At 67.7% G+C, this 24,830-nt stretch carries 24 protein-coding genes; 8 read left to right on the top strand and 16 right to left on the bottom strand.

What is annotated here, in order from left to right; genetic code table 11:
• The first annotated feature begins 58 nt into the window (after positions 1-58).
• The 4 genes from pruA to ACFVVI_RS26695 all read left to right on the top strand — a co-directional run bounded on the left by pruA (position 59) and on the right by ACFVVI_RS26695 (position 4,878).
• Positions 59-1,705 (top strand): L-glutamate gamma-semialdehyde dehydrogenase, encoded by a 1,647-nt coding sequence (gene pruA, locus ACFVVI_RS26710; RefSeq protein WP_387447356.1) that lies wholly within the window; start codon positions 59-61, stop codon positions 1,703-1,705.
• Positions 1,705-2,670: a proline dehydrogenase family protein gene (locus ACFVVI_RS26705; protein ID WP_387447355.1), complete on the top strand. Its 966-nt coding sequence runs from the start codon at positions 1,705-1,707 to the stop codon at positions 2,668-2,670. The genes pruA and ACFVVI_RS26705 overlap by 1 nt, the downstream gene beginning before the upstream one ends.
• 126 nt (positions 2,671-2,796) lie before the next feature.
• Complete coding sequence (locus tag ACFVVI_RS26700) at positions 2,797-4,224, top strand: amino acid permease (RefSeq protein ID WP_387447354.1); 1,428 nt, start codon at positions 2,797-2,799, stop codon at positions 4,222-4,224.
• A 30-nt stretch (positions 4,225-4,254) separates the two neighbouring features.
• Complete coding sequence (locus ACFVVI_RS26695; RefSeq protein ID WP_387447353.1) at positions 4,255-4,878, top strand: TetR/AcrR family transcriptional regulator; 624 nt, start codon at positions 4,255-4,257, stop codon at positions 4,876-4,878.
• Here ACFVVI_RS26695 and ACFVVI_RS26690 read toward each other — a convergent pair.
• The gene (locus ACFVVI_RS26690; RefSeq protein WP_387447352.1) at positions 4,861-6,924 is read right to left on the bottom strand and encodes an AMP-binding protein; all 2,064 of its coding nucleotides are present in this window, start codon (positions 6,922-6,924) and stop codon (positions 4,861-4,863) included. The genes ACFVVI_RS26695 and ACFVVI_RS26690 overlap by 18 nt on opposite strands.
• Before the next feature lie 317 nt (positions 6,925-7,241).
• On the opposite strand from ACFVVI_RS26690, the gene ACFVVI_RS26685 reads away from it, so the two are divergent.
• Positions 7,242-9,839 (top strand): ATP-dependent Clp protease ATP-binding subunit, encoded by a 2,598-nt coding sequence (locus ACFVVI_RS26685; RefSeq protein WP_387447351.1) that lies wholly within the window; start codon positions 7,242-7,244, stop codon positions 9,837-9,839.
• 56 nt (positions 9,840-9,895) lie between these two features.
• On the opposite strand, the gene ACFVVI_RS26680 is transcribed toward ACFVVI_RS26685, so the two are convergent.
• The 4 genes from ACFVVI_RS26680 to ACFVVI_RS26665 all read right to left on the bottom strand — a co-directional run bounded on the left by ACFVVI_RS26680 (position 9,896) and on the right by ACFVVI_RS26665 (position 13,767).
• Complete coding sequence (locus ACFVVI_RS26680) at positions 9,896-10,288, bottom strand: hypothetical protein (protein ID WP_378989929.1); 393 nt, start codon at positions 10,286-10,288, stop codon at positions 9,896-9,898.
• 128 nt (positions 10,289-10,416) lie between these two features.
• Entirely contained in the window at positions 10,417-11,385 is a 969-nt protein-coding gene (locus ACFVVI_RS26675) for a carbohydrate-binding protein (protein ID WP_387447350.1), read from the bottom strand.
• A 288-nt stretch (positions 11,386-11,673) separates the two neighbouring features.
• Positions 11,674-12,471: an N-acetylmuramoyl-L-alanine amidase gene (locus tag ACFVVI_RS26670; protein WP_387447349.1), complete on the bottom strand. Its 798-nt coding sequence runs from the start codon at positions 12,469-12,471 to the stop codon at positions 11,674-11,676.
• A 57-nt stretch (positions 12,472-12,528) separates the two neighbouring features.
• A complete protein-coding gene (locus tag ACFVVI_RS26665; RefSeq protein ID WP_387447348.1) occupies positions 12,529-13,767 on the bottom strand; it encodes a cytochrome P450 in 1,239 nt (412 codons plus the stop codon).
• A 216-nt stretch (positions 13,768-13,983) separates the two neighbouring features.
• Here ACFVVI_RS26665 and ACFVVI_RS26660 point away from each other — a divergent pair, with 216 nt between their 5' ends.
• On the top strand, positions 13,984-14,538 hold the full coding sequence (locus ACFVVI_RS26660) for a TetR/AcrR family transcriptional regulator (protein WP_387447347.1): 555 nt from the start codon (positions 13,984-13,986) through the stop codon (positions 14,536-14,538).
• A gap of 44 nt (positions 14,539-14,582) precedes the next feature.
• Here the strand turns inward: ACFVVI_RS26660 and ACFVVI_RS26655 are convergent, their stop codons facing one another.
• The 4 genes from ACFVVI_RS26655 to ACFVVI_RS26640 form a co-directional block, all read right to left on the bottom strand.
• A complete protein-coding gene (locus tag ACFVVI_RS26655; protein ID WP_378631042.1) occupies positions 14,583-14,960 on the bottom strand; it encodes a DUF5313 family protein in 378 nt (125 codons plus the stop codon).
• A complete protein-coding gene (locus ACFVVI_RS26650) occupies positions 14,957-15,418 on the bottom strand; it encodes a MarR family winged helix-turn-helix transcriptional regulator (protein ID WP_379219523.1) in 462 nt (153 codons plus the stop codon). The genes ACFVVI_RS26655 and ACFVVI_RS26650 overlap by 4 nt, the downstream gene beginning before the upstream one ends.
• Before the next feature lie 97 nt (positions 15,419-15,515).
• Positions 15,516-16,394 (bottom strand): siderophore-interacting protein, encoded by an 879-nt coding sequence (locus tag ACFVVI_RS26645; protein WP_378989923.1) that lies wholly within the window; start codon positions 16,392-16,394, stop codon positions 15,516-15,518.
• A gap of 30 nt (positions 16,395-16,424) precedes the next feature.
• The gene (locus ACFVVI_RS26640; RefSeq protein WP_378989922.1) at positions 16,425-17,036 is read right to left on the bottom strand and encodes a TetR/AcrR family transcriptional regulator; all 612 of its coding nucleotides are present in this window, start codon (positions 17,034-17,036) and stop codon (positions 16,425-16,427) included.
• A 126-nt stretch (positions 17,037-17,162) separates the two neighbouring features.
• Here ACFVVI_RS26640 and ACFVVI_RS26635 point away from each other — a divergent pair, with 126 nt between their 5' ends.
• On the top strand, positions 17,163-17,558 hold the full coding sequence (locus ACFVVI_RS26635) for a nuclear transport factor 2 family protein (RefSeq protein ID WP_378990020.1): 396 nt from the start codon (positions 17,163-17,165) through the stop codon (positions 17,556-17,558).
• A gap of 46 nt (positions 17,559-17,604) precedes the next feature.
• Here ACFVVI_RS26635 and ACFVVI_RS26630 read toward each other — a convergent pair whose 3' ends face one another.
• From ACFVVI_RS26630 to ACFVVI_RS26610, 5 genes are read right to left on the bottom strand one after another with little or no spacing between them, the layout of a single operon-like run.
• Positions 17,605-18,810, bottom strand: coding sequence for a cytochrome P450 (locus tag ACFVVI_RS26630; protein ID WP_387447346.1), 1,206 nt, complete (start codon positions 18,808-18,810; stop codon positions 17,605-17,607).
• Entirely contained in the window at positions 18,807-19,409 is a 603-nt protein-coding gene (locus ACFVVI_RS26625) for an ATP/GTP-binding protein (protein ID WP_266289261.1), read from the bottom strand. The genes ACFVVI_RS26630 and ACFVVI_RS26625 overlap by 4 nt, the downstream gene beginning before the upstream one ends.
• Positions 19,384-19,734 carry a DUF742 domain-containing protein gene (locus ACFVVI_RS26620; RefSeq protein WP_056817094.1) on the bottom strand — a complete coding sequence of 117 codons (351 nt, stop codon included), beginning with the start codon at positions 19,732-19,734 and terminating at the stop codon, positions 19,384-19,386. The genes ACFVVI_RS26625 and ACFVVI_RS26620 overlap by 26 nt, the downstream gene beginning before the upstream one ends.
• A complete protein-coding gene (locus tag ACFVVI_RS26615) occupies positions 19,731-20,144 on the bottom strand; it encodes a roadblock/LC7 domain-containing protein (RefSeq protein ID WP_378989920.1) in 414 nt (137 codons plus the stop codon). The genes ACFVVI_RS26620 and ACFVVI_RS26615 overlap by 4 nt, the downstream gene beginning before the upstream one ends.
• Positions 20,122-21,501 (bottom strand): sensor histidine kinase, encoded by a 1,380-nt coding sequence (locus ACFVVI_RS26610; protein WP_378989919.1) that lies wholly within the window; start codon positions 21,499-21,501, stop codon positions 20,122-20,124. The genes ACFVVI_RS26615 and ACFVVI_RS26610 overlap by 23 nt, the downstream gene beginning before the upstream one ends.
• Positions 21,502-21,796: 295 nt before the next feature.
• Here ACFVVI_RS26610 and ACFVVI_RS26605 point away from each other — a divergent pair, with 295 nt between their 5' ends.
• On the top strand, positions 21,797-22,228 hold the full coding sequence (locus ACFVVI_RS26605; RefSeq protein WP_378989917.1) for an SRPBCC family protein: 432 nt from the start codon (positions 21,797-21,799) through the stop codon (positions 22,226-22,228).
• 62 nt (positions 22,229-22,290) lie between these two features.
• Here the strand turns inward: ACFVVI_RS26605 and ACFVVI_RS26600 are convergent, their stop codons facing one another.
• Both ACFVVI_RS26600 and dapA read right to left on the bottom strand, forming a co-directional pair.
• Positions 22,291-23,823, bottom strand: a complete 1,533-nt coding sequence (locus ACFVVI_RS26600; RefSeq protein WP_378989914.1) for a DHA2 family efflux MFS transporter permease subunit — start codon at positions 23,821-23,823, stop codon at positions 22,291-22,293.
• 66 nt (positions 23,824-23,889) lie between these two features.
• On the bottom strand, positions 23,890-24,780 hold the full coding sequence (gene dapA / locus ACFVVI_RS26595) for a 4-hydroxy-tetrahydrodipicolinate synthase (protein WP_378989913.1): 891 nt from the start codon (positions 24,778-24,780) through the stop codon (positions 23,890-23,892).
• Between the last annotated feature and the right edge of the window lie 50 nt (positions 24,781-24,830).

Raw genomic sequence — 24,830 nt, 5'->3', positions numbered from 1 at the left:
CGATCGGTGTTGACTACGTCACATCCCGCTCTCCCCCCACGACGCAGGAGCCGCACTCATGGACGCCATCGCGACCACCCCACCACCGGTCAACGAACCTGTCGGCACCTTCGCTCCGGGCAGCCCGGAACGCCGCCGCCTCCAGACCGCGCTCGCCGAGTTGTCCGCCTCCCCCACCGAGATCAGCCACGTGATCGGCGGTCGCCATCTGCCCGGCGACGGCCCTTCCTACGACGTGGTCCAACCGCATCGTCACGCCGCCGTCCTGGGCACCCTGCGCGACGCGAGCACCGCCGAAACCGCCGCCGCGGTCGAGGCCGCCTGTGCCGCGGCGCCCGCCTGGCAGGCGATGCCGTTCGACGATCGAGCCGCGATCTTCCTGCGTGCGGCCGACCTGCTCTCCGGGCCGTGGCGGGAGAAGATCGCGGCCGCGACGATGCTCGGGCAGTCCAAGTCCGCCTACCAGGCCGAGATCGACGCACCGTGCGAGCTGATCGACTTCTGGCGGTTCAATGTCTCGTTCGCCCGCGAGATCCTGGCCGGGCAGCCGATCTCCGCACCCGGGGTGTGGAATCGGATGCAGTACCGCTCGCTCGAGGGGTTCGTCTACGCGGTGACACCGTTCAACTTCAGCGCGATCGCGGGCAATCTCCCCACCGCGCCCGCCCTGATGGGCAACACCGTGGTGTGGAAGCCGGCCAGGAGCCAGTCCGTGGCGGCCTATCTGACGATGCGGCTGCTCGAGGCGGCCGGACTGCCGCCCGGAGTGATCAACCTGGTCAACGGGGCGGGTCCGGTGATCTCCGATGTCGTGCTGGCCGACTCACGACTGGCAGGCGTGCACTTCACCGGGTCGACGGCCACCTTCCAGCACCTGTGGCGCGAGGTGGCACAGCGTTTGGACGGCTACCGCACCTATCCACGGCTGGTCGGGGAGACCGGCGGCAAGGATTTCGTGCTCGCGCACCCGTCGGCCGATCCGGCGGTACTCACCACCGCGCTGCTGCGCGGCGCGTTCGACTATCAGGGCCAGAAGTGCTCGGCCGCTTCGCGAGCCTTCATCCCGCGTTCGGTATGGGCGACGATGTCGGAAGACCTGATCGAACGGACATCGAACCTGCGCTACGGCGATGTCACTGATTTCACCAATTTCGGTGGGGCGCTGATCGATCGACACGCCTTCGACCGCAACACCGCCGCGCTCGAGCGCGCCAAGGCCACACCGGGCCTGACCGTGGTGGCGGGCGGACACAGCGATGACAGTGTCGGCTGGTTCGTCGACCCGACCATCGTGGTCGGTGACGATCCCACCGACGAGGTCTTCGGCACCGAGTACTTCGGCCCGATCCTGGCGGTGCACGTCTACGACGACAGCACCCCGACGGCCTTCGCCGACGCGATGGACCTCGTCGACAGCGGCAGCCCCTACGGGCTCACCGGCTCGGTCATCGCACAGGACCGCACCGCGATCACCGCGGCGACCGACCGGCTCACCTTCGCCGCGGGCAACTTCTACATCAACGACAAACCGTCCGGGGCGGTCGTGGGCCAGCAGCCCTTCGGCGGTGGACGCGCGTCCGGCACCAACGACAAGGCCGGTTCCCCGCAGAACCTGCTGCGCTGGACCTCCGCGCGCACGATCAAGGAAACCTTCGTTGCGCCCACCGAGCATCGCTACCCCCACCAGGCACCGGAGGTGGGCTGATGTCTGCTCTGCTGCGTTCGACCATGCTCGCCGCCGCACGTTCACCCCGACTGGAGCGCACCATCACCCGACTGCCGATCAGCCGGGCGGTGGTGGCCCGCTTCGTCGCGGGCACCAGCACCGAGGAGGCGGTGCGGGCCACCGAATCACTGTTGCGCTCAGGACGTTTCGTCAGCATCGACTACCTGGGCGAGGACACCACCGACCTGGCGGGCGCCGAGGCGACCGTCGCGCAGTACCGGACCTTGATCGCCGCGCTCGGCGCACTCCCCCAGTCCGAGGTGGCCACGGGAGCTGTTCGGCCACTGGAGGTTTCGGTGAAGCTGTCCGCGCTCGGGCAGGCCGTGCCGAGCGGCGGTCACGCCATCGCCCGCGAGCACGCCCGCCAGATCTGCGCCGCCGCCGAGGCCGCGGGAATCTGGGTCACCGTCGATGCCGAAGACCACACCACCACCGATTCGACGCTGTCGATCGTGCGCGAACTCCGCGCCGACTACCCGTGGCTGGGCACGGTGCTGCAGGCGTATCTGCGCCGCACCGAGGACGACTGCCGCGCGATGGCGGGCCCGGGCTCGCGAATCAGGCTGTGCAAGGGCGCCTATGACGAACCCGAATCGGTCGCCTTCCGCGACAAGGCCGAGGTCGACGCGTCGTACATGCGGTGCCTCGGCGTGCTCACCGCGGGCGCGGGCTATCCGATGATCGCCTCGCACGACCCGGCCGTGATCACCGCGGCCGGGGTGGGTGTGCAGTCGGCACAGCGCAAGACCGAGGAGTACGAATACCAGATGCTGTACGGCATTCGCGCCGAGGAACAGCAGCGACTCGCCGCCGCGGGCAACCATGTTCGCGTATACGTCCCCTACGGTGACCAGTGGTACGGGTACTTCATGCGCAGGCTGGCCGAAAGGCCCGCCAACCTCGGGTTCTTCCTGCGCGCGTTGGTCGGCACGCGCGGAAGATGACCGGCTCGGTCGAACGATCATCGCCGCTGAACATTATTCACTCTCGACGCCCGTGGTTGCGCGTGGCGGTGTACTCGGATGAGCCCACCGTGACGCGGCGGTGTGCGCCGATGGAAGGAAACGCGAATGTCTTTCGCAGAGCTGCGCACCCAGATGTTGCGCCGCAAACCATTGATCGAGGTCGACGACGAGATCCCCAGTGACGAGCGCCTGGCCAAATCACTCGGGCTCTGGCAGCTCACCGCGATCGGCGTCGGCGGCATCATCGGCGCGGGCATCTTCACGCTGGCGGGCTCGGTCGCGCACTCGGTCACCGGTCCGGCAGTTCTGATCTCGTTCCTGATCGCCGGTGTCGCCAGCGCCGCGGCAGCGCTGTGCTACGCCGAATTCGCGGGCATGGTCCCGAAAGCGGGCTCGGCCTACACCTACGGCTACGTTTCCCTCGGTGAGCTCGCCGGCTGGTTCATCGGCTGGGATCTGCTGCTCGAGTACATCGCGGTGGCGGCGGTGGTCGCGATCGGTGTGTCGGGCTATTTCGGGTTCCTGCTCGATCAGATCGGGCTGACCCTGCCGGAGTGGATGCTCGGCGCGCCCGATACCGGGGACGGCCGGGTGATCGACCTGTTCGCGGTGCTGTTCTGTCTCGGCACCGCGTGGGTGCTCTCGCGCGGCATCGGCAGTGTGGGCCGGTTCGAGACGGTCGCGGTCGGCATCAAGGTCGCCCTGGTCGTGCTCATCGTGGTGCTCGGGGTGTTCCATATCGACAGCGCCAACTACGAGCCGTACTTCCCGTTCGGCACCGGCGCGGTGTGGACGGGTGCGGCGACGGTGTTCTTCGCCGTGTTCGGCTATGACGCGATGAGCACCGCCGCCGAGGAATCCATCGACGGGCGCAAGCACCTGCCCAAGGCGATCATCTACTCCCTGGCGATCGCGATGGTGCTCTACGTGCTGGCCACGCTCGTGCTCACCGGTATGCAGAAGTACACCGAGATCAGCCCGACCAGCGGTTTCTCCACCGCGTTCGAATCGGTCGGGATGCCGGGCGTCGCCAACATCACCGCGGTCGGCGCGATCGTCGGCATCATCACCGTGGTGCTCACCTTCATGCTCGGCGTCACCCGGGTGTGGTTCGCGATGAGCCGCGACGGGCTGTTGCCGATCTGGTTCGCCAAGACCCACCCCACCCGCAAGGTCCCGACCAGGGTCACCTGGATCGTCGGCTTCGGCGCGGCGATCCTGGCCGGCGTGTTGCCGATCAACACCGTCGCCGAGCTCACCAATATCGGCATTCTGATGGCCTTCATCGTGGTGTGCGTCTCGGTGATCGTGTTGCGGCGCACCAGGCCCGACGCTCCGCGTTCGTTCCGGCTGCCGCTGATGCCGGTGATCCCGCTGGTCGGGATCGGCTTCTCGGCCTACCTGATCTGGTCGCTGCCGTGGGAGACCTGGGTGCGCTTCCTCGGCTGGCTGGTCGTCGGGCTGATCGTGTACTTCGCCTATTCGCGCAAGCACTCGGTGATGAACCGGACCGCGCCGGAGCCGAGCAAGTAGGCCGACAGCGAACTGTGCTGTGATGGGTCGATGAGATCGGAGCAGGACGCCGCGGCGGGCGCGGGGCAGGCGCGCGCGCCGCGGCGGCGGCGCGATCCCGCGAAAACGCGCGAAGCGATCATCGACGGACTGCTCGCCGCGGTGACCGCGGGCGATTTCGCACCGACCGCGCGCGAGATCGCCGCCAGAGCGGGCACCTCCGAACGCAGTGTCTTCGTGCACTTTCCCGACCGCGAAGCGTTGCTGGTGGCCGCGACGGAGCGCCAGTCCGAGATGGTCGAGGGGTGCCTGGTCGTCGCGGACCCCTCGCCTGCCCTGGCCGAGCGGATCACAGTCGCGGTCGCGCAGAGCGCCGCGATCTTCGACCTGCAGCGCGTGCCCCGGCTGCCCGGTCTGCAGGAATCTCGATCGATCGACGCGATCGACGCACGGATGCGGCGCACCGACGAACGCATCCGCGCCGTACTGGCCGCGCTGTTCGCACCCGAACTGTCGCGCTCCGACGGCGAACTCGACGACGAACTGCTCGATCTGGTCGACGGCGCCCTGGCCTGGCCGACGCGCCACCACCTGCAGGACCGGCGCGGACTGTCGGGCGAGCAGGCATCAGCGACGATCGAGCGTGCGGTGGGCTTGCTACTCGCTCAGCGCTGACCCGGGTACGAGCACCCGCTTGAGGATCTTGCCGGTCTCCCCGCGTGGCAGCGCGCTCAGGAACGTGACGTCACGCGGGACCGAGAATCGACTCAGCCGGTTACGGATGTAGGTCCGCACCATGTCCGAATCCAGTCCCGCCCCTTCGCGTTTCACCACGAACGCGGCCAGCCGCTGACCGAACTCCCGGTCGGGGACGCCGACCACGGCGACTTCGCTGATCTGCGGCAGGTGGGCGAGTGCCTCCTCGACCGGTCGCGGGAAGACGTTCTCGCCACCGGAGATGATCATCTCGTCGTCGCGGCCCGCCACGAACAGCCGTCCCGCGGCGTCGAGATAGCCGAGGTCGCCGGTGTCGAGCATGCCGTCTGCCTCCTCCGGCGGCGCGGAGTTCACGTAACCGTCGAAGAGCATGTGGTTGGCGACGAAGATGTGGCCGGTGGAGCCGACCGGTACCGGCCGCAGGTCGGGACCGAGCACCGCGACCCGGGTACCCAGCGGCGGACGACCCGCCGTCGTGGGCGAAACCCGCAGGTCGTCGGGGGTGGCGACGCTGGCCCACGAGACCTCGGTCGAGCCGTACACGTTGTAGAGCACGTCGCCGTAGCTGTCCAGGAATCGCAACACGGTGGCGCCGGCCAGCGGCGCACCACAGCTGACCACGAATCGCAGGCTCGACAGGTCCAAGCCCGCACGGACCTCGTCGGGAACCTCGAGCAGGCGTTCCACCATCGTCGGAACCACGATCAACGTGGTGATCCGGTGTTCGGCGACCGCGCGCAGGCAATTTATCGCATCGAAACCGTCCGACAACACCACGGTGGCGCGCAACGCGGTGCTCAGCTGCAACCCGGCCAGACCCCAGGTGTGGAACAGCGGCGCGGGAATGAGCATGACCTCCTCCACCCGCAGCGGGATCCGCGAGAGCAGCGCGGCGATGGTGCCGAACCCCTTGGCGTGCGGGCGGCGCGCGCCCTTGGGCGAACCGCTGGTGCCGGAGGTGAGCACGATCAGCCTGCCGGGATGGGCAGGCACCGGGAAGTCGGTGTGCGCCTGGGTGATCAGGTCGTCGATCGTGGTGCGGTCGGGGTCGGGCGGACAGTCGTCGGTGGTGTAGCGCGGTACCTCGCTGTGCAGGTAGCGGATCAGCGTTTCCAGCGCACCGTCGACGAAGACGGCGCTCAGCCGGTGCCGCTGCACGATCTCCTCGATCCGCCGCCCCGACAATCCCGCGTTGAGCAGCGCCACGTCGACGCCGAGTTTGCCCGCGGCGACCATGGTTTCGACCATGCCCGCGTGATTGCGCGCCAGCAGGCCGATGGCGTCGCCCTTGCGCAGACCGATCGAGTGCATCGCGGCGGCCAGCGCGGTGGATCTGGCGTCGACCTCGGCGAAAGTGCGATGACCGCCCGCATCGATCAGCGCGAGCCGATCGGGTTCGTACGCCGCGCCCGCCGCGTACCCGCCGGCCAGGTTGAAGCCCCATTTCGACAGGGAGCGAAGCTGTCTCACGATCGACATCGGCTCGGGCCGCATCAGGCCGGTGGCCGCGATGCTGCGGGCCACGCTGGCATTGCGGCGCACCATCGAGCGTTCGGCGTTGACCACCACCGAGGAACGGGTGCCCGCGATCGAGTCGGCGGTTCGGCGCAGCCCCGCCTTCACCCAGTCGGTGACCAGCGAGTTGCCGCCCTGCTCGAGCAAGGGATGGATCCGCGCGGTCGCGAACAGGGTGATATCGAGGCGCGTGCGCTGCTGATCGCCACGCAAGCGGATCGCGGCGAAACTGCCGAGGACCGGGCTGCGCAGTTCGAAACTCTCGTACCAGCGGCCGATCACGAGAATGAACTCGTGCGTGCGGATACCGCCGCTCGCCGACCCGACCCGCACCTGCCAGTGGACCGCGCCGTCGGGACGTTCCACCGGTTCGCAACTGCCGATTCCGGTGAACATGCGTGGGTAGCTCTGGGGATCGAGCAGTACATCCCACAACGCTTGACGCGCGATCGTGAACTCCGCGCTGACATCGATGACGTCGTTGACCAAACTCCGTGCTCTACTTCCCGTCGGCCTGTTCGACCCAGCTGGTCGGCGGGCAAAAATGGGCGCTGCGGCCGATACCACCTCGCGGGTCGCCACGCTACCCGGCTGCGGCGCCCTGTCATCAAGAATCAGACAAAACCGGTGGTTCGGGAGCGTTTCGGCCGGATTTTGGTTTGTGCGCCACACCTGCCGACATCGCCGATGTGAAACTGTCCAATCCCTTGCACACCCTTCGAGGATGCCGAAGTATTGCTGGCAGTACCGACCCGATCTGCATGAGTCGCCGTGACACACGGCGCGACGAGCGAAGAGGTGTGGGCATGACAGCAAATTGGCCGAGTTCTCGGGACCCTTTCGACGACATCTTCCAGCGATTCTTCGGTTCCGGAATGTCCTCGAAGCCACCGGTACAACGCATCGATCTGGGCAAGTTGATGACCGACAACGCGAAGTTGCTGGTCGGTACCGCTCGCGAGGCGGCCCAGGAATGGGGCAACCCCGAAATCACTCCCGAACACCTGCTGTACGCGGCCACCGAAGCAGAACCCGGGCGCAGCATCGTCGCCGAGCTCAGCCTGGATCCCGACCAGGTCGCCGAGCAGATGGAGGACTACCTCGACACCGGCAGGCCCAGCGAAGACGACCTCGCCGACATCACGCTCAGCCCTGCCACCAAGGTCGCGCTGCGCGCCGCCCAGCGCCAGGCAGCCCAGGCCGGCAGCAGCTACATCGGCCCGGAGCACATCCTGCTCGGCATCGCCGCACTCCCCGACAGCGTCGCCGCGCAGGCGCTGGTCGCCGGGATCGCGGCCACCCAGAGCGGCGGCGTCCCCGCGCCGGGAACCCCGATGGCGACCGCGCCGTCGAAGCGGCAGCAGCCGGAATCCGACACGCCCACGCTGGACGAGTACGGCCGTGATCTCACCGCCGAAGCCCGCGAGGGCCTGATCGACCCGGTTGTCGGCCGCGCGGAGGAGATCGAGCAGACCATCGAGATCCTGTCGCGGCGGCGCAAGAACAACCCGGTGCTGATCGGTGATCCCGGGGTCGGTAAGACCGCGATCGTGGAGGGGCTGGCCCAGCGCATCGTCAACGGAGACGTGCCGGTCACCCTCGCCGACCGCCGCGTCATCGCGCTCGATGTCGGCTCGCTCGTGGCCGGGAGCAAGTACCGCGGCGAATTCGAGGAGCGGCTGACCAAGATCCTCGACGAGGTCCGCGCGCACAAGGACGAGCTGATCATCTTCATCGACGAGCTGCACACCATCGTCGGCGCCGGCGGCGGTGGTGAGGGCTCGATGGACGCGGGCAACCTGCTCAAGCCCGCGCTGGCCCGCGGCGATCTGCACGTCGTCGGCGCGACCACCATCGATGAGTACCGCAAATACATCGAGAAGGACGCCGCGCTGGAACGCCGGTTCCAGCCGGTGATGGTCTCGGAGCCCTCGGTGGAGGACACCATCGAGATCCTGCGCGGCCTGGCCGATGTGTACGAGGAGCACCATCAGGTGCGCTACTCCGACGAGTCGCTGGTCGCGGCCGCACAGCTGTCGGATCGCTACATCACCGACCGGTTCATGCCCGACAAGGCGATCGATCTGATCGACCAGGCGGGCGCCCGGGTCCGGCTCCGTTCGGGCACCCCTGACCCGGCGGTGAAGGCCAGGGACGAGGCGATCGCGCGGCTGTACCGGGAGAAGGACGCCGCGGTCGACAACGAGGACTACGAGAAGGCCACGGCTCTCAAGGCCGACATCGCCGCCGCCGAGGAGGAGCTGGAGGAGTCCGGTGCGACGTCGTCGGAGCCGATTGTCGATGTCGTCGACATCGCCGAGGTGATCTCCCAGCGCACCGGCATTCCGGTGGCCGATCTGACCGCCGAGGAGAAGCAGCGCCTGCTCCAGCTCGAAGACGTCCTGCACAAGCGGGTGATCGGGCAGAACGAGGCCATCGTGGCGATCGCCGAGGCGGTGCGCCGAGCGAGGGCCGGACTCAAGGACCCGAACCGGCCGATCGGGTCGTTCCTGTTCCTCGGCCCCACCGGTGTCGGCAAGACCGAGCTCGCCAAGGCCCTCGCGGAAGCGGTCTTCGGCGACGAGGATCGCCTGATCCGATTCGACATGAGCGAGTTCCAGGAGAAGCACACGGTCTCGCGACTGGTCGGCGCCCCGCCCGGATACGTCGGCTACGACGATGCCGCCCAGCTCACCGACAAGGTGCGGCGTCAGCCGTATTCGGTGATCCTGTTCGACGAGGTCGAGAAGGCCCACCCCGATGTGTTCAATGTGCTGCTGCAATTGCTCGACGACGGGCGCGTCACCGATTCCAAGGGCCGCACAGTCGATTTCAAGAACACGATCGTGATCATGACGTCCAACATCGGGTCGCACCTGATCCTCGAGGCGCCACCCGGCGACCTCGACTCCATCGTGCCGCAGCTCGAAGAGCTACTGCGCCAGCACTTCCGACCCGAGTTCCTCAACCGGATCGACGAGCAGATCGTGTTCCATCGCCTGGACAAGGAGCAGCTGGAACAGATCGTCGAACTGATCCTGGATCGCACCCGGCGCATGCTCGCCGCCCAGGATATCGAACTCGAGATCAGTCAGTCCGCGGTGGACTGGTTGAGCGAGCGCGGTTTCCAGCCCGAATTCGGTGCGCGACCGTTGCGCCGCACGGTGCAGAAAGAGCTCGACAACCGGGTCTCGCGGCTGCTCCTCGACGGCGGGCTCGATCCCGGCGGCACGGTGAAGGTCGACACCGCCGACGACGATCTGGTCGTCACGGCGATGAACCCGGGCGGTAAGCCCGACACCAATGGTTCCGCACCCGCGTCCGCGGCGAAGAAGCCGGCGAAGAAACCCGCCAAGAAGGCCGCGAGCAAGAAGGGTGACGACAAGAAGCTCGCGTCGAAGTAGCGAAACGACGACTGTGGCCCGGTTCGTACGAACCGGGCCACAGTGTTGTCATGGGGTCAGCCGCCGGTGACCACGCAGGATTCCCCGAAGCGGAAGCCCCGGCCGACCGTCACATTCGCGCTGCTGGCGATGCCGTCCTGGACGGCGGTCATCGTGTGGGCGCCGGTGTAGGACGGCACCCAGTTGAACATGGCGACGCCGTCGGTCGGCGCGACCACGGCCAGCAACGCGCCGTTGTCGTAGAAGGCGACAGGAATGATGCCGACGCTGAGCCTGGCCAGCAATTGGTGGGTGCATCCGGTGCCGTAGTCGGTTGCCGAGCCGACGCTGAGGTTGGGTTTCACCGTCAATTGCGAAACTCCGGCCGAGGCGGTGGGTGCACCGAGGGTCGTGGCCAGCATCGCCGTCCCGAGGGCAGCAACGGTGATGGCGAATTTCCTGTCACTCATATTTCTCACGTCCTTGTGCTGCGGGGCCGACCGAACGCGAGGTCGGCGAGTCGGTCCCCATCCTCACCCCATCGCGGGACCGATGGTGGGAGAACACACGAACCGCTTCGCCGACCTCGTCGCGCCGGCTACAGCCGCGACCAGAGTGCGGGAGTGTTCGGTGGCGTCCAATTCGGGTCGTGCACGGTGTGCGCCTGCCTGCAGCTATAGGTGGCGCCCTGGTAGGTGACTTTGTCGCCGATGCCATAGGTGGCGCCCTGACGCCAGGGCGATCCGCCGGGGGCGGCCGTGGTTGTCGGATGCTCGTGCTCGGGAGTGGTCGTCACCGGCGGTTTCGTGGTTGTGGCCGGGGGTTTCGTGGTCGTCGGGGGCGGTGTGGTGGTCGGGGCCGGGGTGCTGGTGGAAGGCGGGGAAGTGGTGGGTTTCGGGGTGGTCGTCGGCGGCCGTGTGCCGGCCCCGCCGCTCACCTCGAGATCGACGCAACTGTAGAAGGCCGCTGCGGTATCACCGATATTCCAGACCGCGCGCAATTTCTGACGGCCGGAATAACTCGACACATCGACGGTATGAGTCACCTCCATGGACGGCTGTTCGTTCCGGCCGTCGAACACAGCAATTCTGGTGTTGCCGATGAAGTATTCCCAATTCAGCGTGCGATGATTCGCGGTATTCTTCCATGTGAAACTCGCACTGCCGGAGACTTTCTGCGGCACCCAGCCGAGGCTGTCGTCGTCGAGCTCAGGGTATTTGTTCGCACTACAGGTGGTTAGCCCCTTCGGTCCCTCCACGCTCTGCGGTTCGTATTTCACCGCGCCGCAGGGCACGAGGCCACGGGCGCATTGCTCCTGCCTGCTCGCGGGTCCGGTGATCCAACCGTGCGCGGTGGCACTCCCGGCGGGCACCACCGCGGTGGCGATGGGCGCCAATGCCATTGCTCCGGCGAAGAACAGGATTCGACTTCTCACTATCAGTACTCCTTGGAAACGCACGCGGAGGACGGCAGGGGCCGGCTTGCCGTCCGGGAAACATTTCGAGCGATGACACTGAACACTTCGATATCGAACTGTGATTCCGAAGATTAGGGTGACGAAGATCATCCGTCAACCGTCCCGGTAGCGAAAAATACTGCTACCTACCGGTATTCGCGGATCATTTCCCAACTGTGCGAATACAGCGAATATCCGCGTATGGAACCAACCGGTATCCATCCGAAGCAAATGGCTGGTTAATCTCGCTGCTGTGCGGGGTGTACAGATTTGCCATCGGTTGTAGATAGGTAGCCATGTCGACAACAAGCTGTCTTACTGTTCGAGGGCGAGCACCCACAGCAGGGAGCCTGGCGAACTTTGCGCGACTCCTCCGAAATAGGCGGACGGGCGCCCGAATCAGCCGAGGAACGCGAGGATTCCGGCGGTGACGAGTTCGGCGTAGCGGGCCCGGCCCTCGGGGGTCTCGATGAGCGCGGCGTCGGTCGCCGAGCGCATGTTCCCGCATTCGACCAGTGCGCTCGGTCGCTCGGCCAGGTTGAGCCCGGCCAGATCCGCCCGTGGATCCAGTCCCGCCGATCCCACATAGGTCGAGGGCACCGCGCCACCGGCGATCATCGCATCACGCAACGCCCTCGCCAGTCGCGTCCCCGCCTCGGCCTGCACCGGATTCAGCGCAGGTTCGGCGTAGGCGATGTGAAATCCGTGCGCGGCCGCACCGGTATTGCCGTCGGCATGGATCGAGACCACCGCGTCGGCGCCCGACTCGTTCGCGATCGAGGCGCGCTCATCGACACACGGTCCGACACCGGTGTCGTCGGCGCGCGTGAGGATCACCCGAACACCGCGGGCGGCGAGCAGGTCGCGCACTCGCAGGGTGACGTCCCAGGTGAACTCGTGCTCGGTGTAGCCACTGGCGGCCGAGGTCCCGGTGGTGTTGCAGGCCTTCGTGCCGCCGCGCCCATCGGGCACCGGTGCGTTGATCTGCGTGAGATGGGTGGCATTGCCACCGTTGTGACCGGGATCGAGGACAACCGTGTGGTTCACGGCGGGCGAAGTCGGCGGCACGGCACTCTCCGAGGAAACGGCCGTCGCGGTCGACGTCGCCGGGTTCGCGTCCGTGGTGGTGGACGCGCAGCCGGCGAACAGCGCTGTCGCCGCGAGCAGGCAGGCGGGCAGGAACAGACGGGGACGCACCCCGACACCGTGCCACACCGTGCCGACGACCCGGCCTCGTCCCCGCCGAACCCGTGTTCAGCGCTGGGTGATGCGCAGCGGAAGAGTCGCGTGGCGACGGGCGAACAGGCTGGGCACCCAGCGTGGCGGCTCCTGCTCGATCAGCTCGAACCGTTCGGTGCGTTCGAGCAGCAGGGTGATCGCGGCGGTCGCTTCCAGCCGAGCCAAGGCGGACCCGATGCAGAAATGGGCACCCGCGCCGAACGCCGCGTGGGCACGGCCGCGCCGCCGGTCCAGATCGACGATATCGGGATCCGGGTAGACGGCGGGATCGCGATTGGCGGCACCCCACAGCAACAGCAGGTGACTGCCCGCGGGCAGGTCGACACCGCCGAGCCGAGTATCGACCATGACGTGGCGGTGGTGGCCACGAAAGGGTGACTCCAGGCGCAGTGCCTCGTCGAGGAACGCGGGGACGAGCTCGGGGCGTTCACGCAGACGGGTCTGCAGAGTGAGGTCGGCGGCGAGCAGTCGCGCCGCCGAGGCGATCAGACCCGCGGTCGACTCCCCTCCCGCACCGATCAGCTGCACCAGGATCAGTACCGCCTGCTGCTCGTCGATCGTGCCCGCATCCATCGCGGCGACGAGCACCTCGAGCAGGGTTCGCGGCGAATCTCGATCGGCCACTCGGTCTTTCGCGTTGCCGATCGCGAGGTACGCGTACTGGGCGAGCTCGGCCGCGGAGGTGATCAGCTCGGTCATCCGGCCCTCGGCGACGATACCGCCCAGCATCTCGGTGGAGTCGTAGGCCAGCGAGAGCAGTTTCGCGACATCGGTCCCCGGCAGACCGACGAGTTCGGCGATCAGCGCCAGCGGCAAACGATCGGCGACCCCGGTGGCCCAGTCGATCCGATCGCCGTCGAGTTCTTCCGCCCACAGCCGTTCGGTCAGTGCGGTGACGAACGGGCCGAGCGTGCGCACCCGTTTGGCCAGAGCCGGTCCGACGATGCCGCGATGGACGGCATGGACGTCGCTGTCGGCGGTGGCGAGCACGTGGACCGCTTGCCCGGTCGCGTCGAGGTCGAAGGTCATCGGCGCCGCGCCCGGCTGGGCGACGAGCACGCCGGTCAGATGCGAGGAGAACTCCGCGGGGCGCCGGGTCGCCTCGGCGACCTCGGCCCACGAGGCGACGAGGAAGAAATCGGTGCCGGGTACCCGGTAGACCGGCGCTTGTTCGCGCAGGGCGCGATACATCCGGTAGGGGTCGTCGAGCACCGTCGCATCGAACAGGTCGATCGCTTCGAGGTCCGTGGTCACGGCTGCCGCCTTTCCTGGTCGGGCTGTCGGCGCTCACCGTGTACCGCGCAGAGGCATGCGGTCAACGACTGTCTCGAGATGAGACAGCCCGGCGACCGTGTTGCCTCACAATCCGCCGCGTACTTCGTCGAAAACACCCCTCAGCCTGGCCGGATTCGGCTAGACAGATTCCATCGAACGTCTCACTCTGAGACAGACACGTGTGGAGGTTCTCCGGTGAGCGACCAAGTCGACTGGCTGGCCGGCGGTGACCGACGCACCATCGCGGTCGACCGCATCGAACGCGCCGCCCTCGCGCTGTTCCTCGAACGCGGCATAGACAACGTCACCGCCGACGACATCGCCGCGGCCGCGGGGTGCTCGCGCGCGACGCTGTATCGCTGTGTCGGCGGCAAACCACGACTGATACGCGCCGTGATGGTCCGGGCCGCAGGCTCCGTCGTCGCACGCGTGGAGGCGGCCGTCGACTCGGTCCCGCCCCGCCGACGACCCGTCGAGGCGATCCTGGCCGCCGTCGCCGCGATCCGCGCCGACCCGGTGCTGCGCCAGTGGCTGATCCGCCACCGCTCCCCCGACACCGACGAATTCCTCGCCGGCGCACCGGAACTCGGTCACATCGCGACCGCGCTGACCCGGATCGCCCCCGACGACGAGGCCGCGGGCTGGGTCGTGCGCGTCGTGTTGTCGCTGCTCACCTGGCCGCTGCCCGACGCCACGGCGGAACGTCACCTGGTCGAACGATTCGTCGGGCCCACCCTGCGTGCGGGCTGACTCCCCCGTTCGGTCCGCGCGTCCTCGATCCGTCGCGGCTCAGCTCAGCCGCGGTGGTGGCGACTCTCGTAGGCAACGCGCTCGGCCTCGGTCCGGCGGCGTTCGGCCTCGTTGGCCAACTCGGGATCGAAGCCATGGCTGACCAGGCGGTGCCGCCGGTACACGTAGACCAACGCCACAGTGAAGTAGACCAGCGGCAGGTACAGCAGCGCCATCATCGACAGCCCTATCCACAGCGGGCCCGGCACCAGCAAGAACAGGCACAGCACCGGCAGCACCGGCAGCAGGAAGCGCATCAGGTATCGGCGGGTCGCGCCGGGGCCGGTGAGGTCGGCGAGCACCCAGTCCGACATCGAGGGCGGCAGGGTTCCGCCGGTGATGTAGCGAACGCGCTGCCAGAGATTCGGGGTCGAGTTGCTCACTGCTGCTCCCTCACATCGGATGCGCGTCGCGCGGCCGCGTTCACCCGGCCGAGGACATCGCGCAGTTCTTCCAGGTCCGCCAGGCTCACGCCGAGGCGTGCCACGACGGCGGGCGGGATCTGCTCGGCTTGTTCACGCAGGTCACGGCCCGCCTCGGTGAGGTCGATGTGCAGCGTGCGCTCGTCGTGCGGATCGCGGCGGCGGGTGATGAGACCGGCGGATTCGAGTCGCTTGAGCAGCGGTGACAAGGTCGCGGAGTCGAGCTGGATCGCCTCGGCGACGGCCTTCACCGACATCGGCGCCTCACCCCAGAGGGCCAGCATCACCAGATATTGCGGATGCGTCAGGCCGAGCGGTTCGAGCAGCGGCCGGTAGACCGCCAGCACGGATCGATTGGCCACCGCCAGGGCGAAGCACACCTGCCGGTCGAGCCGCAGCGGGTCGTCGAGCTCCTGCATCGTCCACCACCTTTCTCAGCCCACACACTATTACGCCACTAATAGTTAGTGCAATAACTATTAGTGGCATCACAGATGGGCGGCGGGACGATGCGCGTCAGTCCTCGTCGAGGACCAGTGGCTCACCGGCGGCAGCACGGCGCACCTTCTCGCGGCCGTTGTCCTCCTCACTACGCCCCTGACGCCAGTAGCCGGTGAAGGTGATCGCGCGCTTGTCGACACCACGGTCGCGGACCAGATTGCGCCGGGTGAGCTTCACCAACTCGGCCTCACCGGAGATCCACGCGTAGGGCACGCCCGCGGGGAGCTCGGCCGCACGGACCGCGGCGACCACCGCGTCGCCGTGCGGGCGATCACCGCGATGCACCCACTCGATCAGTACGTCGCCGCGGGTCTCGAAGCCCTGCTCGTCAGCCGGGCCTTCGACCTCGATGAACGCTCGCGCTCGCGCTCCCACGGCGAGGCGTTCGATGATCGCGCCGATCGCCGGAACCGCGGTCTCGTCACCGACGAGCAGCTGCCACTCGGGGTCGGCGGGCGGGGTGTAGAGCGCGTGCGGCGGGCAGAGCAGGCCGATCTCGTCGCCCGGCACCGCGGTCGACGCCCAGTCCGAGGCGGGACCCGCGTGCTCGGCGTGCAGGGCGAAATCGATGTCGAGCTCGCCGAGTTCGGGCCGCTGCGCCCGGACCGTGTAGGTCCGCATCGGCGGGCGGATCTCGTCGGGCATCGCGAGATAGCGCTGGTACCAACTCATCACACTGCCCGAGTCGTCCAGTGGCGGCGGCACGACGGGACGCGGCCTGCCCGGGAGCGGGAAGAAGAGCTTCGTGTACTGGTCGGGCCCGGCGTCGATGAGGGCGGCCGGGTCCGGACACCCGAGGGTCACCCGCACCATCCGCGGCGTCAGCCGTACCGCGCGACGAACCGTCAGCGGCGCGTAGACCATGGCCGGTCGATTCACAGTCCCAGTCGTCATTAGGCAAGCCTAACCTACTGCGCCTGCGAACTACCCGCCCTGATCGACGGCGAGGCCGGAAATGAGCTGCTCGATCACCGCGCGGACAGCGACGATATCCCCCGCGTCCGCCGAATGCGCCAGGTACTGCGCCGCCTCGTCCAGCGCACCGACCACCACCAGCGCCAGCGGCCGCACCGGCTGCTTCCTGATCCGGCCCGCGGCCATGGCACCGGCCATCGCGTTCTCCACCAGGCCGATGGTGTGCCGCAACTCGATCTCGCGCCACCGGGCCCACCCGAGCACCGCGGGCGCGTCGAGCAGCGCGATCCGGCGCACCTCGGTCGCGGTCGAGGCCTGCAACCACGCCAGGCAGCCCACGATCAGGCTCGCGATCGGATCCTCGGCACGCGCCTGGGCCACGGCGGCGGCGATCACCTCCACCAAGCTGCGCTCGAGATCCTCGAACACCGCCTCGAACAGATCCCGCTTCTCGCCGAACTGGTGATAGAGCGCGCCGCGACTGACCCCGGCCGCCTCGGCGACCGCGATCGTGCTCACCGCCCCGTACCCGAACTGCCCGAACAGCTCTCGCCCGGCACGGATCACCGCGGCACGCGTGGCGGCCGAGCGTTCGGCTTGGGTCCGGCGATCAGGATTCATGGCGACGTCGAAGTCTAGGGCAGGACGAGGGTCGCGGCAGATCCGAGGCCGTTCGCCCTTGACCGGCCACACCGGATTCGGGAACATACAGTCATCCTGTTTGTATATTCGAAGGGCTTGGGGACTATGTCCGATGCCACCAAGGATCTGTTCGAGCGCTATCACGCCTGCTGGGCCGAGCGCGACCCCGACCGGATCGCCGCGCTACACACGCCCGATTCGGTCTTCCACCTGCACTCCGGGGGCGCACCCGCGCACGGGCGCGCGGAAATCCGAACCGCCGCCGCAGAGACCTTCGCCCTCGTCCCCGATCTGACTTTCACCCAGGTCGACCTGCGCGTCGGCGACGACTTCTGGGTGGTGCGATGGAAGCTGTCGGGCACCTCCGTCACCGGCGGCGCCGTCGATGTGGATATCGCGGACATGGTCACCGTCGAGGACGGCGCCGTCAAGGCGAAGCACACCTACGTCGACGGCGTGGCCATGCAGGCCGCGCTGACCGCGCCCTCCGAGATCGCCTGAAACTCGTGGAGCGGTGTGGCGGACCAGCGTTGCGCGCGGTCTGATCTCAGGGCATCGGCAACGGCGGTGTCTTCGGGAAACTCACGGGCAGCGCCGCGAGCGACCGATGGAACGGGCCGGGCCGCCACACCAGATCCTCGACCGGCACGGCGAGGCTCAATTCCGGGAGCGCGTCGAGCAATTGGTCGATCGCGTCCTGCACGATCAGGTACGCCACCGGTTTGGCCGGACAGCCGTGCGGCCCCGCGCTCCAGGCCAGGTGCGCCCGATTGTCGACGACATCGCGCCCGGCGATGGCCGGATCGTTGTTGCAGGCCGACATGCTGATGACGACCGGTTCGTGTGCGGGCAGCCAGGTGTCCTCGACCAGGATCGGCTGACGCGGGTAGGTCATGCAGAAGTTGGCCAGCGGCGGGTCGGTGAACAGCACTTCGTCGAGCGCGTCGCGCGTGGACAGGCTGCCGCCGAGCACATCTCCGGCGAACCGGTCGTCGGTGAGCATCAGCCGCAAGGTGTTGACCACCAGGTTCAGCATCGGCTCGATGCCCGCGCCGTAGAGCACCAGCAGCTGGTGCACCATTTCCTCGTCGGTCAGCGCCGCCGGGTGCTGGAGCAGGCGGGTGGCGACGTCGTCACCGGGTTCGCGCTGGCGCAACCCCACCAGATCGGCCAGTGCGGAGGCGAGCAGGTTGTTGCCCGCCTCGGCGTCGTCACCTTCGAAGATCTGCGCCATCCCGGTGGCGACCTGCTGCCCGATCTCGGGCGTGCACCCGAGCATCGAGTTCAGCGCCTGGAACACCAGCGGAAACGCGTACTGGCTCAGCAAGTCCGCGGACCCGGTCGCGCAGAAGCTGTTGATCAGCGGGATGGCGAACTGTTCGACGGTGCTGTGCATCGCGTACAGATCCACCCCGGCGATCCCGGCGACATTGGCCTGCCGGTATCGGGTGTGCTCGGCACCGGTGGTGCGCAGCGCGGCTGGGCGGAACTGCAGCATCGGCAGCACCGGGCAGTCCAGCGGGATGTCGCGCTGCCACATGCGGGGGTCGGCCGGGAAGTGCTCCGGATCGTTGAGGACGCGCACGGCGGTGTGATAGCCGATCACCAGCGTGGCCCGGATGCCCGGCGACAACTCCACCGGCACCACCGAGCCGAACCGCCGCCGCATCCGCTGGTACGCCGCCTGTGGGTCGGCGGCGAATTCGGGTGCCCACATCGCCACCCGTTCGTCGGCGGCGATATCGACCGTCATGACGCTGTTGCTTCCTGTCTGCGAAAGAGGTATTCGGCCAGCGTGATCAGTGCGCGCAGGCCCTGATCACGGCGACGTGCGTCGAGCGCGATCACCGGAGTCTCGGGCGCGAGGTCGAGCGCCTCGCGCACCTCCTCGAGCGGGTAGCGCCGGAATCCTTCGAATTCGTTCACCGCCACCGCGTACGGCACGCCACGCTGTTCCAGCGCCGAGAGCACGTCATCGGCCTTCTCGATACGGCGGGTGTCGACGAGCACCAGCGCGCCGAGAGCACCACGAGCCAGTTCCTCCCACAGCGGGGCGAATCGTTCCTGGCCCGGCGTACCGAACAGGTACAGCGCCAGTTGGGGATTCAGGGTGATGCGGCCGAAATCCAGTGCGACAGTGGTCGACACCTTGCTGCCCAGACCCGCCATGTCGTCGACACCGATACTGGCCTCGGTGATCGTCTCTTCCGTGCGCAGTGGCCTGATCTCGGACACCCCGCACACGAAGGTGGTCTTGCCGACACCGAAATTGCCTGCGACCAGGATCTTCACCGACCGTGTCACGGTTTCCGCGACGTAGTCGACCTCATCCCGCGATGGCGCGGAGGCCATGCAGCACCTCCTTGATCAATGCGAGTTCCGGCTTCACCTGTGCCGGGGTGGGGCAGTGCAGGTGACCGCTGTCGAGCAGATCGGAAACGATGATCTTCACGACGGAGGCGGGCAGGTCGAGATAGGCCGACAGCTCGGCGATCGACAGAGCGCCGCGGCGGCTGGTGAGAGCCAGCAGGCGACGTTCGTCGGGGCGGTGATCGGGACGCGCGTCCTCGACGGCACGAACCAGGGTCACCAGGTCCAGGTCATGGGCGGCACGCACCCGCCCGCCGGTGCGCACGTAGGACCGCACCAGATCGGGATCGCGCCTGCCGCGGCTCAATTCCTCCCGCCTAGGCGGGGCGCGCTGCCGATCTCGTGACCCACGCGCGAGGCCAGTTCGTTCATCCGATGCGCCACCAGCGCGACATCGACATCGGCGGTGGTGGCGACACCGAGCAGCGCGCCCACACCGGCGGCGGTGATCATGATCATGCCCTCGTCGTACTCGGTCATGTTCTGGCGCACCGCGTTCGACGGGCCGCCGCAGAACTCGCCGAGCGCCTTACCGAGCGAGCGCAGGCCCGAGGCCGCCGCGGCGAACCGTTCGGCGTCGTCCTTGCTCACGCCACGGGAGTGGGCGATGCGCAGTCCGTCCTCGGACAGCAGGACCGCGAAGCGGACGCCGGGGATCTCGAGATCCTCGAGCAGCCACGCCAATCGGTTGGTGCTATCGGCTACCGGTGTGCTCATCGGCTGTTCCTTCCGTGGTTCGCTCGGCCGCAGCGGCACGACCGCTGCGGGATCCGCTGCGCCAGGCAGCGGCGAGGTCGGGGCGCGCGTGCCCCGACTCTGTCGTTACCCCCGCCGAATCCGGGGCAACCGGTCTGCGGCGGCGCTTGGGCAGCCCGCCGCTGGTGATCTCGTGAACGTCGGCGCCGGGCGATTCGATCTCGGCGACCGGCACGGGAATGTGTGCGGGCGCGGCGAGTTCGGGCTCGGGCAGCCGCGGGGCGTCGCCGCTCACCAGCAGCGCCGACGGTACATACACCATGGCCCGCATGCCACCGAAGATATTGGGCCCGTCGACGTGCACGGAGAATCCGTAGCGCCGGGCCAGCGCCGCGATACCGGGGAAGCCGACCTTCGGCGCGGGGCCGAGATCGTGGATGTCGACCGGGCGTTCGCCGCTGAGCACCAGGCGCGCGTCCTCGAGCTGCTCGGGACTCATCCGCATACCCGCGTCGTCGATGATCACGGTGACGCCGTGATGGCCTTCCTGGAAACCGATCTCGACGAACGACGACGGCGGTGAGTAGCGCAGCGCGTTGTCGAGCAGGGTCGCCATGGTGTGCACGAGCGGTTCGACCGCGCGACTGATCACGATCCGGTCCGATTGCGCCGCCCGCACCCGCAGGAATTCCCTGACCCGCCCGGTCGCGCCGCCCGCCACATCGGTGAGCGACTGCTGTGGCCACCGGCGGCCGGGCAGGCCGCCGGAGACGATCACATAGGACTGCGCCTGCCGGATCATCTGCTGCACAGTGTGGTCGATCCGGGTGAGCGTTTCGTAGATGGCGTCGTCACGATGTTCGCGTAGTGCGGCACTGACGACCTGTCCGAGGTCGGTGCCCAGGCTCACCACCGAGGTGCCGAAGGAGCGCACCGCGGCGCTCGTGGCCGCCCGCGAGGATGCCGAGAGCTCACCGCGGGTCTGGTCCCGGGCGTCCTGTATCTCACCGAGACGACGCTGTTCGCCATAGCGCTCGACCATCGCCCTGGTTTCCTCGGTGACCACGCGCAGGTCCTCGGCATGACCCGTGGCAATCCACTGCAGCGCCTGGCCGAACTGCGAATCGCCCAGTTCCACCGGCAGATCCACCGCGACCGAGGGGATCTCGTGGCGGCGCACCGCGGCAGTGATCGCGGGCAGTGTGCCCTGCGCCAGCTGCATGAGGGCGTTCTCGCAGGCGAGGCGTTCCCGGATGGCGGCGTCGGCTCGCTGCCGCTGTCGGCGCTCGTTCCGCATGGCCATGACACTGACCGCGATCGCGAGCAGTAACAGCGGCGCACCGATGACGAGCAACAGCACCGCAATTCCTGAGTTCATCAGATCTTTCGTCGTCCTCGACCACACGGCGCTGTTGCCGGTGGCCCTCGCCGGCCGGCCCGCCGAGGCATTCACTGTCCACCGCGGGGTGATTTCGGATACCCGATTCACACGCCCCGATTCCAGCGACCCGCACACATTAGCAGCACACGTAACGATCGCGACACGGATCTTCCTGTCCGACATCATGTTTCCCGCTCGAAACATTGCACGCTACTGGACAGTTGATCTATTCTGGTTCGCTATGCCTAGAGCCGATGCTCGCGGAACCCCGGGTACCGGATATTATCCGGGCGTGGCGAAACTGAAGCTTTCCGTCGATGTCCCCGTCCCACCGGACCAGGCCTGGGCGCACGCGTCCGACCTTCCGCACCTCGGCGATTGGCTGACCATTCACGAGGCTTGGCGCGGAACACTGCCCGAGGAGCTGACACCGGGCACCGTTGTCGCCGGCATCGCCCGTGTGAAGGGCTTCCGCAACAAAGTCACCTGGACCGTGCGCACCGCCGAACCGCCGCGCAAGCTCGCCCTCACCGGCACGGGTATCGGCGGCACCAAGTTCGGCCTCGGCATGCTCGTCGAGCCGAGCGGTAGCGGGTCGAAGGTAAGTGTCGACATCGACCTGGGCGGTGCGCCGCTGTTCGGCCCGATCGGGTCCGCCGTCGCGAAGGCCCTGCGCGGCGATATCGAGCGCTCACTGGAGATGTTCGTCAAGCTCTACGGCTGAACCCCGACGCGAAAGCCCGGACGGAACAGAGAGTTCCGTCCGGGCTTTCCGCGTATGACCGATCAGGCCAGCGCCACAGCTTCGGCGTCGATCGGCGCCTTCGGCTTGGTTCGCGGCAGGAAGAACGCCGGGATCAGGGTCAGCAGAGCGAGTACCACGGTGACCCAGTACGTGTTGCTGAACGCTGTCGCCGCCAGGTCGAGTCCCTGCTCGATGACCGACGGGGGAACCTGCGCGGCGAGATCGGGCCGGGCGTTGGCGCCGATCGCGACCTTCGCCTCCGGGTGATCGTTGAGCTGGGCGGCCAGCACGACCGACATCGTCGCCGTGCCGATCGACGCCGCGGTCTGGTTGATGATGTTCATCAATGTCGAACCACGCGCGACCTGTGCGTGCGAGAGCGTCTGGATCGCGGCGGTCATCACCGGCATCATGGTGCAGCCCATGCCCAGACCCATCACGAACAGCGCGCCACCGATCAGCAGGTAGGAGGTGTCGGCGCCCAGCTGGGTGAACCCGGCCAAGCCGAGGGTGATGAAGGTGATGCCGAACATGACGATCTTGCCGGGGCCGATCTTGTCGACCAGGAATCCCGCGATCGGCATCGTCAGCATGGCGCCGATACCCTGTGGGGCCATGAGCAGACCGGAGTCGAACGCCGTCTCCCCGCGTACCTGCTGCAGGTAGTTCGGCAGCAGGAAGCCTGCGCCGAAGAACGCCGTCGCGAACAGCGACATGGTGAGCACGGAGTACCGCAGCGACGGGTTGGAGAACAGCCGCAGGTCGATCAGCGGATGCTCGGTGCGCAGCGCGTGGAACACGAACGCCACCAGCAGCGCCGCGCCGATGATCGCCGGAATCAGCACGCGCGAGGCCATCACGGTGCCCTTCTCCGGAATGGAGGAGACACCGAACAGGAACAGCGCCAGACCCGGCGAGGCCAGCAGCATGCCGAGGAAGTCGAACGATTCCGAGGGTTTGGGCTTGTCGGGAGCGAACACGATCCAGGCCAGGATCAGCGCGACGATGCCCAGCGGCAGGTTGATCAGGAAGATCCAGTGCCAGCTGAAGGAGTCGATGAGCCAGCCACCGAGAATGGGGCCACAGATCGGGCCGAGCAACATGGGCACGCCGAGTACCGCCATCACCCGCCCGATCCGCTGCGGGCCCGCGGCGTGGGTCATGATCGTCATACCGAGGGGCATGAGCATGCCGCCGCCGATGCCCTGGATGACACGGAAGGCCACCAGCGACTCGATACTCCACGCCATCGAACACAGCACCGACCCGATGATGAAGAAGGTCAGCGCCGCCATATAGAGGCGTTTGGTGCCGAAGCGATCGGCGGCCCAGCCGGTCATCGGGATGACCGAGGCCAGCGCCAAGGTGTAACCGGTCATGGTCCAGGCGACGACCTCGACGGAGGCGTTGAAGTCCTGCATGAACGTCGGGATCGCCACGGTGACCACCGTGATGTCGAGAATCGACATCACCGCGCCCAAGACGACGACGCCCGCCACCTTCAACACGGCGGCATCCAGCTTGTCAGGAGTGTGATCGGGCGCGGCGGCGCCGATATCCGGAGGTTTCGTCACCGGTTAACCCAAGCACCTTTCGCTGCCGATGACCAGTGAAATTTTCTGTTCGTGATCTGGTCGATGTCACACCCGCGTGATCGTCGCCGCCTCGCTCGCCATGAGCGCCGCCCTCGTCGCGGCACTCGATGCCGGCAGCATCGGCAGCCGAACGGCCGCGCTGGAGATCTGACCGCGCTCGGCGAGCACCGCCTTGATGACCGTCGGGTTGGGCTCGGCGAACAGGGCCGCGCCGAGCGCGTCGAGACGGTCACCGATCGCGCGGGCCCGGACGACGTCACCGGCGTGCCATGCCTCGATGAGATCGGCGTATTCACGGGGCGCGATATTGGCCGCGGCCAGGATCGCGCCGTGCGCGCCGAGAGCCAGCAGCGCGGAGGCGAAACGGTCGTCGCCGCTGAGCACTGTCGCCGGGGTATGGGCGGCCATCAATTCGACACTGGCCGCGTCGATTCCGCCCACGGCGTGCTTGAAGCCGGCGATGTTCGGGGTATTCGCGAGACGAATCAACGTGCTGCCGCTGAGCGGGCGTCCGGTGCGGTGCGGCACGTCATAGACGAGCAGAGGGGCCGGGCTGATCGCTGCCAACTGCGTGAAGTGCGCGATCACGCCTTCTTCGCTCGGTCGCACGTAGTAGGGCACCACCGCCAGCACGGCCGCGACGGGCCGCGCGAGTTCGGCGATCGCTCGCACCGATTCCGCGGTGGCGTTGCCGCCCGCGCAGGCGATCAGCGGTGCGCCGCGGTCGGCGCAGACGCTCGCGCAGATATCCAGGACTCGCGCACGCTCGGCGGCAGTGAGCGCGGACGGCTCCGCCGTGGTGCCGAGCGCGACGAGTCCGGTCGCCCCCGCGTCGAGGACAGCGTGCGCGTGTCGTTCCAGCGCCGCGGGCTCGACGGCCCCGTCGGCGGTGAACGGCGTGATCAAAGGGACGAAGAGGCCGTGTAGCGATGTCATGACTCTATCGTCGAGCCAGATCCACCATCAGGTCCAGTTCACATTCATAA

This window comes from Nocardia sp. NPDC058114 (genome assembly GCF_042884695.1).
Taxonomy (GTDB): Bacteria; Actinomycetota; Actinomycetes; order Mycobacteriales; family Mycobacteriaceae; genus Nocardia.
This window is presented reverse-complemented; position numbering and strand designations above follow the sequence as displayed.

Excerpts from the sequence above, each read along its gene's own strand:
- pruA (WP_387447356.1), top strand. The coding sequence starts at position 59 with ATGGACGCCATCGCGACCACCCCACCACCGGTCAACGAACCTGTCGGC.
- ACFVVI_RS26705 (WP_387447355.1), top strand. The coding sequence starts at position 1,705 with ATGTCTGCTCTGCTGCGTTCGACCATGCTCGCCGCCGCACGTTCACCC.
- ACFVVI_RS26700 (WP_387447354.1), top strand. The coding sequence starts at position 2,797 with ATGTCTTTCGCAGAGCTGCGCACCCAGATGTTGCGCCGCAAACCATTG.
- ACFVVI_RS26695 (WP_387447353.1), top strand. The coding sequence starts at position 4,255 with ATGAGATCGGAGCAGGACGCCGCGGCGGGCGCGGGGCAGGCGCGCGCG.
- ACFVVI_RS26685 (WP_387447351.1), top strand. The coding sequence starts at position 7,242 with ATGACAGCAAATTGGCCGAGTTCTCGGGACCCTTTCGACGACATCTTC.
- ACFVVI_RS26680 (WP_378989929.1), bottom strand. The coding sequence starts at position 10,288 with ATGAGTGACAGGAAATTCGCCATCACCGTTGCTGCCCTCGGGACGGCG.
- ACFVVI_RS26675 (WP_387447350.1), bottom strand. The coding sequence starts at position 11,385 with ATGATCTTCGTCACCCTAATCTTCGGAATCACAGTTCGATATCGAAGT.
- ACFVVI_RS26650 (WP_379219523.1), bottom strand. The coding sequence starts at position 15,418 with ATGCAGGAGCTCGACGACCCGCTGCGGCTCGACCGGCAGGTGTGCTTC.
- ACFVVI_RS26645 (WP_378989923.1), bottom strand. The coding sequence starts at position 16,394 with ATGACGACTGGGACTGTGAATCGACCGGCCATGGTCTACGCGCCGCTG.
- ACFVVI_RS26640 (WP_378989922.1), bottom strand. The coding sequence starts at position 17,036 with ATGAATCCTGATCGCCGGACCCAAGCCGAACGCTCGGCCGCCACGCGT.
- ACFVVI_RS26635 (WP_378990020.1), top strand. The coding sequence starts at position 17,163 with ATGTCCGATGCCACCAAGGATCTGTTCGAGCGCTATCACGCCTGCTGG.
- ACFVVI_RS26630 (WP_387447346.1), bottom strand. The coding sequence starts at position 18,810 with ATGACGGTCGATATCGCCGCCGACGAACGGGTGGCGATGTGGGCACCC.
- ACFVVI_RS26625 (WP_266289261.1), bottom strand. The coding sequence starts at position 19,409 with ATGGCCTCCGCGCCATCGCGGGATGAGGTCGACTACGTCGCGGAAACC.
- ACFVVI_RS26615 (WP_378989920.1), bottom strand. The coding sequence starts at position 20,144 with ATGAGCACACCGGTAGCCGATAGCACCAACCGATTGGCGTGGCTGCTC.
- ACFVVI_RS26610 (WP_378989919.1), bottom strand. The coding sequence starts at position 21,501 with ATGAACTCAGGAATTGCGGTGCTGTTGCTCGTCATCGGTGCGCCGCTG.
- dapA (WP_378989913.1), bottom strand. The coding sequence starts at position 24,780 with ATGACATCGCTACACGGCCTCTTCGTCCCTTTGATCACGCCGTTCACC.